This is a genomic window from uncultured Desulfovibrio sp. (genome assembly GCF_944327235.1).
GTDB lineage: Bacteria > Desulfobacterota > Desulfovibrionia > Desulfovibrionales > Desulfovibrionaceae > Desulfovibrio.
Window position 1 is genome coordinate 1 of the sequence record NZ_CALVHE010000107.1, and the last position, 7,558, is coordinate 7,558.

General features: G+C 60.4%; 6 protein-coding genes and 1 tRNA gene. 5 read left to right on the forward strand and 2 right to left on the reverse strand.

The features are described 5' to 3' along the window. Positions 1 to 410: 410 nt before the first annotated feature. Both tsaA and Q0K00_RS10790 read right to left on the reverse strand, forming a co-directional pair. Positions 411 to 914 carry a tRNA (N6-threonylcarbamoyladenosine(37)-N6)-methyltransferase TrmO gene (tsaA, locus tag Q0K00_RS10785; RefSeq protein ID WP_297229405.1) on the reverse strand — a complete coding sequence of 168 codons (504 nt, stop codon included), beginning with the start codon at positions 912 to 914 and terminating at the stop codon, positions 411 to 413. A gap of 59 nt (positions 915 to 973) precedes the next feature. Further along, complete coding sequence (locus tag Q0K00_RS10790; RefSeq protein ID WP_297229407.1) at positions 974 to 1,663, reverse strand: phenylalanine--tRNA ligase beta subunit-related protein; 690 nt, start codon at positions 1,661 to 1,663, stop codon at positions 974 to 976. A 256-nt stretch (positions 1,664 to 1,919) separates the two neighbouring features. On the opposite strand from Q0K00_RS10790, the gene pgl reads away from it, so the two are divergent. The 5 genes from pgl to Q0K00_RS10815 all read left to right on the forward strand — a co-directional run. Beyond that, positions 1,920 to 2,666, forward strand: a complete 747-nt coding sequence (gene pgl / locus Q0K00_RS10795) for a 6-phosphogluconolactonase (protein WP_297229409.1) — start codon at positions 1,920 to 1,922, stop codon at positions 2,664 to 2,666. Positions 2,667 to 2,741: 75 nt separating this feature from the next. After that, positions 2,742 to 3,248: an adenylyl-sulfate reductase subunit beta gene (aprB, locus tag Q0K00_RS10800; RefSeq protein ID WP_297229411.1), complete on the forward strand. Its 507-nt coding sequence runs from the start codon at positions 2,742 to 2,744 to the stop codon at positions 3,246 to 3,248. Beyond that, the gene (gene aprA, locus Q0K00_RS10805; RefSeq protein WP_297229413.1) at positions 3,245 to 5,239 is read left to right on the forward strand and encodes an adenylyl-sulfate reductase subunit alpha; all 1,995 of its coding nucleotides are present in this window, start codon (positions 3,245 to 3,247) and stop codon (positions 5,237 to 5,239) included. Before aprB ends, aprA begins: the two co-directional genes overlap by 4 nt. An 80-nt stretch (positions 5,240 to 5,319) precedes the next feature. Further along, positions 5,320 to 5,395 (forward strand) — tRNA-Ala (locus Q0K00_RS10810). An 802-nt stretch (positions 5,396 to 6,197) separates the two neighbouring features. Further along, a partial coding sequence (locus Q0K00_RS10815; protein WP_297229415.1) for a hypothetical protein occupies positions 6,198 to 7,558 on the forward strand: 1,361 nt, incomplete at its 3' end.

A 7,558-nucleotide genomic window follows, 5' to 3' on the forward strand; every position in this document is an offset into this window, starting at 1 on the left:
AATCACCGTCATGAGGATATCTACAAACTCCTCCTCAAGATGCTCAGAGAGAATCCTCTCTGCTAGTCATGACCCATTTCTTATTATTGATGGATGATTCAGCGATATCAGGAAACAGAAAACATATCGTCAGGGAAAATTTTTCTGAAAATACATCATGTTGAAACACGCTATGCCCGTAACAGGCTCACGGGATGCCTCGCGGCTATCCCGTGAGCCTGTTACGGCGGAGCATGGAAACTCTCCGGCGTCCGGCATGTACCAAATGCATGTCAGCCTGTGAGCAAGGCAGGCTAGCTGCTCTGCCGGTATGCGCTCGATTCAATGCTTATGGGACAGAGAGACGCATCTCCCGAAACGGACATAGGAAAGGCTGGACCTCCGCGGCGGCCGGAAGGCTCATGCCTCCGTCACCCCTGATCATTCGCAGAGTGAGGACAATGACGGCGTCCCCGGATGCGAGCTTCCGCCTCGTCCACCTCGTCCTGCCAGCCGTTGCGCGTTGTCGTCAGACAATCAAAGCGCCGCGAGTAGGGCTTGATGTCCAGCAAAGGAGTACCGTCCAGGATATCCAGAGCGCCTACATGCAGGAGGTTCTCCTCCACCCGCAGCAGGGGCACGATGCTCATGCCGATGGGGTTGGGACGGCATGGCGCGCGCGTGGCAAAGACGCCGCGCTCCACATCCTGCAGAAAGGGCTTTACCGACAGGCGCGGCTCCCCCGCCCGGTCAAGGACATAAAGCAGATAGATATGCGAATAGCCGTCCAGATCCCGCAGACCAGCGGCAAAGGCGGGAAAAACTTCCACGGTGCCGGGGAAATCGGCAGCATAGACGGGCTGGATGGGCGTCTGTGCCGCCACATGATGCCTGCTGTGGATCACGCCGATGGCCTGAAAGGAAAACTGCTGCATGGTGTCCTCCCCATACGGACAAGTCCGCCAGACTTCGGAAAGATCTCGGCGTCAGCCATTCAGTTTTGGAGAGCGTCCCCCCGCACGATGAACGGCTCGACCAAGGGACGACTTTCCGTATAGACGGCAAAATGGCGAGCCGTCAGGGCCAAAGCCTCTTCCAGCCGTTCCGGTGTGGAAAAACCGTAAATGACGGTCAGACAGGCGGCCGTCGTCCCGGTGATCATGGCGCGCGTGGAGTCGCTGGTCGCGCCGCCGAACGGCCCCTGCTCGTCCACGAGCAGCGGCAGATGGCAAAGGTCTATGCTGTCCTTGCCGATGCCGGTGTACACTTCGCCCTCACGCCCCAGCCGCAGCACGATATCACCGCTGATGGCATTGAGATCATAGGAGCCGATGGAAAAACCCGTTTCCAGCGAGGCCAGATTGTTGGCGTCCACGACGCTGTTGATACGGTAGAGCTCCTTGCCCTGCCGGATACGACGGTACAGGGATTCCGAAGAGATGCGATATCGGCCGGGATCCTTGCCGAATGCCTTGTAGGCGGCGCGGGATTCGCTCAGATTGGGGATCTCCGCCAGCGGCGTCGTTTCAAGCATGTGCCGCAGGAAAGGGGCCGTCACCTCGCCCAGATAGGTTTGCAGATCCTCGCGGGACGCTTCCACCGTCACCATATGGGCAAGACAACCCAAACGCGTATGCGGACAGCGTTCCAGCAGGGCGGGATCGATATGGATGGCGGGCAACATGGGAATCTCCTGGAATGTGTACTGCAAAAAAATTCGGGGCGCTCACTCCCCCACGGGACCGGCATGGTCATTTCGACGACGCGGCCTTCCCCGCCCTTTTACGTTATCAGGAACATGGCTTCAACAGAAAATACAGCGTCACGAGCCGCGAAAAAAATCCGTACCGGCCGATACGCCGGGGAAACGTCACAAAAAAGCCTTTTCTCCGCATCCGGCCTATGGCATACTGCCGTTTGTAAAAGAAGGAGTCCCCTTTATGCAAGCTCGCAGCCGTTCCATACATCTTTCCGTGCATATCCACAAAAATCCGGCGGCCATGGCCGAACGCGCCGCACACATCCTTGCCGCCGCCTGTGAAGAGGCGGTCAGTGAACGCGGCGTGTTCAAGATCGCCCTTTCCGGAGGACAGACCCCCATCCCGCTCTTCCGCCTGCTGACCGCCCATGACTGGGCGGATCGTCTGCCGTGGGACAAGATCACCTTTTTCTGGGTGGATGAACGCTGTGTCGGGCCGGATCATCCTGACAGCAATTACGGACTCGCCCGGCGCGAGATGCTCTCGCATCTGCCGGTGACCCACTTTTTCCGTATGCGTGGCGAGCTCGATCCGGTAAAGGCCGCCACCATGTACGAGGAGCAGATCCGTGCCGATTTCAATATCGGCCCCACCGAGCTCCCCCGCTTCGACTTCATGCTGCTTGGCGTCGGTGATGACGGCCATACGGGCTCCATCTTCCCCAATTCCCCGGCCCTGCTGGAACGCAGACGTCTGGTCATCGACCAGTATGTGCCGGAACGCAAGGCCGACCGCCTGACCCTGACCCTGCCGGTCATCAACAACTCCCGCTGCTGCATGTTCCTCGTCACCGGCAAGGAAAAACATGCCGTCCTGTCCAAGACGCTCAACTTGCTGGATGAGCCGACCCTGCCCGCCCAGTTCGTGCGGCCGAGCGTCGGGGATCTCATCTGGGTCGTGGACGAGGCCGCAGCCACCGGAGAATAGACGCCGAGAACGATTCGCCCCTCTTTGGATGCGTCTACGCTCGGCCGAAGAGGGGCTTTTTTTACAGGAGCCGCCATGCCGACCTATGTCGATCCCGCCAAATGCGACGGCTGCAAGGGTGGTCAGCGTACCGCCTGCATGTACGTTTGCCCCAATGATCTCATGCTGCTGGACAGCACGAGCATGAAAGCCTTCAATCAGGAACCGGACGCCTGCTGGGAGTGTTATTCCTGCGTCAAGATCTGTCCGCAGGGGGCCATTTCCGTGCGTCCCTATGCGGACTTCGCGCCGCTGGGAGGCGTCTGCCTGCCTCTGCGCGGTTCGCAGCAGATCTCCTGGACCGTACGCTTCCGCAACGGCCTGCAAAAACGTTTCAGCTTCCCTATCCGCACCACGGCCGAGGATTCCATCGAGCCGCCGGCCCCCCTTGCGCCGGATGCCTCATTGGAAGATAACCGCCTGAGCACGGAAGGAACGCCGGCCGCCGTTCCCACCCAAGCCGCACCCGTCCGCGCCACGGTCAGCGAGCCGGACAGGCAGCGCATTTTTCGGACGCACAGCCCTCGCCTGGAGGACGCATGAGCCACACCCCTACCCAGCAACAGGCCGGCCTGCCGCTGGCCACCCCTGATATCGTTGAACACGATCTGGATATCCTCATCATCGGCGGCGGCATGGGTGCCTGCGGCGCCGCATACGAAGCCGTCCGTTGGGGAGATCGCCACGGCCTGAAGATGCTCATGGTGGACAAGGCGGCTCTGGAGCGCAGCGGCGCTGTGGCTCAGGGGCTGTCCGCCATCAATACCTACCTTGGCGACAACAGTCCGGAAGACTACGTGCGCATGGTCCGCACTGACCTTATGGGCCTTGTGCGGGAAGATCTCATTTACGACGTGGGCCGCCATGTGGACGACTCCGTCCATCTTTTTGAGGACTGGGGCCTGCCCTGCTGGATCAAGGGCAAGGACGGGCACAATCTGGACGGAGCGGAGGCGCGTGCCGCCGGAAAATCCCTGCGCAAGGGTGACAAGCCCGTACGCTCCGGCCGTTGGCAGATCATGATCAACGGCGAGTCCTACAAATGCATCGTGGCGGAAGCCGCCCGCAAGGCGCTGGGACCTGAGCGTATCCTCGAGCGGGTATTCATCGTCCGGCTGCTGACGGACAAGAATGATCCCGGGCGTATCGCCGGTGCGGTGGGTTTCAGCGTCCGCCGCAACGAAGTGCATATCTTCCGGGCCAAGGCCGTCCTGCTGGCCGCCGGCGGCGCGGTGAACGTCTACCGTCCCCGCTCCTGCGGCGAGGGTCTCGGCCGGGCCTGGTATCCTGTCTGGAACGCCGGTTCCACCTACGCCATGAGCGCCCAGATCGGCGCGGAAATGACCATGATGGAGAACCGCTTCGTCCCGGCGCGCTTCAAGGATGGTTACGGGCCGGTGGGAGCATGGTTCCTGCTGTTCCGGGCCAAGGCCGTCAACGCGCTGGGCGAGGACTATTGCGAGACGAACAAAGCCATGCTGCGTCCCTACGAGGAGCGTGGCTATGCCCGTGGCCGTGTGGTGCCCACCTGTCTGCGCAATCACATGATGCTGCGGGAGATGCGTGAAGGCCGCGGCCCCATCCTCATGGATACCCGCACAGCGCTGCGGAGCACCTTTGCCTCTCTGGACGAAAAACAGCAGAAGGCGCTGGAAAGCGAAGCCTGGGAAGATTTTCTGGACATGTGCGTGGCGCAGGCCAATCTCTGGGCCAGCACCAATACCGCACCGGAAGAGCGCGGTTCGGAGATCATGCCCACAGAGCCTTACCTGCTGGGCTCGCATTCGGGCTGCTGCGGCATCTGGGTCTCCGGCCCTGATGAGGACTGGGTGCCTGCGGAATACAAGATCCGGGCCGCCAACGGCAAGGTCTACAACCGCATGACCACCATCGAGGGCTTGTTCACCTGCGGCGATGGCGTTGGCGCTTCCGGCCACAAGTTTTCCTCCGGTTCACATGCTGAAGGCCGCATCGCCGGCAAACAGATGGTCCGCTGGTGTGTGGATCATCCCGGCGAAGCGCCCATGCCGGCGCAGACGCCGCAGGCGCTTGCCGATATGATCTATGCGCCGTGGCACACCTTCCAGACATACAAGGACGCCACGACCGACGTTGAAGTGAACCCGCATATGCTGACACCTCGCCACTTCATGCTGCGCCTCATGAAGTGCACGGATGAATATGGCGGCGGCGTCTCAACCTTCTACATCACCTCGCAGGCCATGTTGGAACGCGGTTTTGAGCTGCTGGACATGCTGGAGGAAGATTCCGCGCGTCTGGCGGCCCGCGACCTGCACGAGCTCCTGCGCTGCTGGGAAAACTACCATCGCCTCTGGACTGTCCGCCTGCACATGCAGCATATGGCCTTCCGTGAGGAAACGCGCTATCCCGGTTTTTACTATCGCAGCGACCACATGCCGCTGGATGACGCCGCCTGGAAGTGTTTCGTCAACTCCGTCCATGATCCCAAAAGTGGCGAGACGCGCCTCTTCAAACGCCCCTACATCCAGCTTGTTCCCGAAGCGGATGTCTAGTCGTATGAGGTGCTGGAAAAAAAGTTGACAATCTTCAGCCGTTCAGATAGATATCGTTCTTGTGCAAACGCACAAAGCAAGGGGAAGTAGCTCAGCTGGGAGAGCATCGCCTTCGCAAGGCGGGGGTCGGGAGTTCAAGTCTCCTCTTCTCCACCAGAAAGGACAAGGGGTCACGGTGTAATGCCGTGACCTCTTTTTCATATCGTATCTCTCTGACACCGGGCCACCCCCCAGCTTAGAGCATTTTCGGTTTGAACCGCTTCGCGCTCCAAACCATACGGCCTGTCATTTCGCGGAAAAAACACGGTCATTCCGCTTGGTTTGGGCCGGGTGGCGCTGTGCCGCCACCTCGTTTTGCTTTTTTCAAAGACAAAACGCTCTACTGCGAACATGCTGCGTGAGTCCTTCTCGCGGGATATGCTGCCCTTGTGATCGATAGCAGCACCGTTGCCATCGGCGTGCCCCACCATGTGCCCCCCCTTTCAAAACAGACGTAGGACACCTTCTCGCAAGCCGCCTGGCACATAGACTTCCTCTTTTCTGACCGAGCGTTGCGCGCTGACAGGCGCGTGCAGCTATGGATAGATTCTCCACCACAACAGATGCCCAACAGGGACATCACGATGTCCCGAACAGCGAAAACAGTGGCGTGTCCAGGCGTTCCATTCCATCAGACAGGCGCACCAATCTGCTTCCTCCATACACACCGGTCACGGTGCCGTTTTTTCTGCCGACGGCAAATGGAAGAACATCAATATATTATCTTCTACAAGTATTGCTTTTGCCCAAAAGGAATCCTATCCTTTTTTTCAGAGAGGGCCTGAAGAGACGTGCGTATCCTCTCCCTGACCGCAAAACTACGTCGGGTCGTGCCGCGTCTCCATCTTCAGGCCGTGGGCAACAGTCATCACGGTAATGCTATCTTTTCGGATCCGCACTTCCTCTGTGAGGAATAGATATGACGTGTAGGCATCTTTTCCAGGGACGTGGTTTCGGCCTGTTGGTGTCAGCGTTGCTTCTGCTGGGCAATCCCTCCGCCCCCGAAGCGCAGGATAAGGTAGGCAACGGCAGCCTGACCATCTCCGACGGCAGCTGGGGCAGCGTTTACGCGCTGCAGCTCCGGCCCAAAAACGGCAACGCGCTGGCCGAAAGCGCCCGCCTTGTCATCAACGGCGGTTCCGTCAGCAGCAGCATCTACGGCGGCTATGCCAGAAGCGACAATGCCGCGGCACGCGCCGGCAGCAACAGCGTCATCATCAGCGGCGGCCTGACGGGCAACAGTCCCGGCATCTACGGCGGGTACGCCCGCAGCTCGGTAAGCGCCACTGCCGCAGCCAACAGTCTGAACATCAGCGGTTCGCTAGCGCTAGGGATGATGGCCTCCGCCTACGGCGGCTATGCCCGTGCCGACGGCGGCAACGGCGGCCTGTTCATGGCCTCGAACAACCGGGTGAATATCGACGGCACGGCCCATCTGATGCAAGCGTTCGGCGGAAGGATCAGCGCCATCAACGGCGGGAGCGACACCAACGCCGCAGCCTATGGCAACATGGTCAACGTCTCCGGGGGGAGCGTGGACGAGCTGTATGGAGGATCAGCGACCGGTAAGGGCACTGCCGACGCTTCCGGCAATACCGTGAGCATCTCCGGCGGCACACACGGACATGTCGTCGGTGGGCAGGCCTTCAGTAGCGGCCGGGATGCCACGGCCAACGACAATGTCATCTCCGTGACCGGTGGCCGGATTACAGAAAACCTCATTGCCGCATCCGTGCAAAGCGATGCGACAAACGCTTCCGCCAGCAACAACGCTGTCTATCTGAACAATGCCGTGGTAGAGCAAAGTGTTACCGGGGGGTTTTCCCCTGATACAGCCATCCCGACCAGCCTGAACAACAACAGCATCGTCGTAGGCGCAGGAGCCACTGTCCACGGCGCTGTTCATGGTGGTGATGCCGCCGGTACGGCGGATGGCAACAGCGCCAGTTACAACACCATTGCCGTGGTGCTGGGCGGTAAGGTAGACGGCGAGCTGGTAGGCGGCAATCTGGAAAAAAGCGCGGGGGACGCTTCGCACAATACCATCCTGGTCAGCGACGGCAGCGTGGGCGGTGATATCCACGGCGGTCAGACGGCAGGGGACGGCAGCGCCAGCAACAATGCCATTTCCGTGCTCCAGGGCGGTCAGGTGAGCGGAAGCCTGACGGGCGGCAGCCTGCAAGGCACGGGAGACGCCTCGAGCAATACCATCTTGATCAGCGACGGCAGCGTGGGCGGCGATATCCACGGCGGTCAGACGGCGGGAGGCGGCAGCGCCAG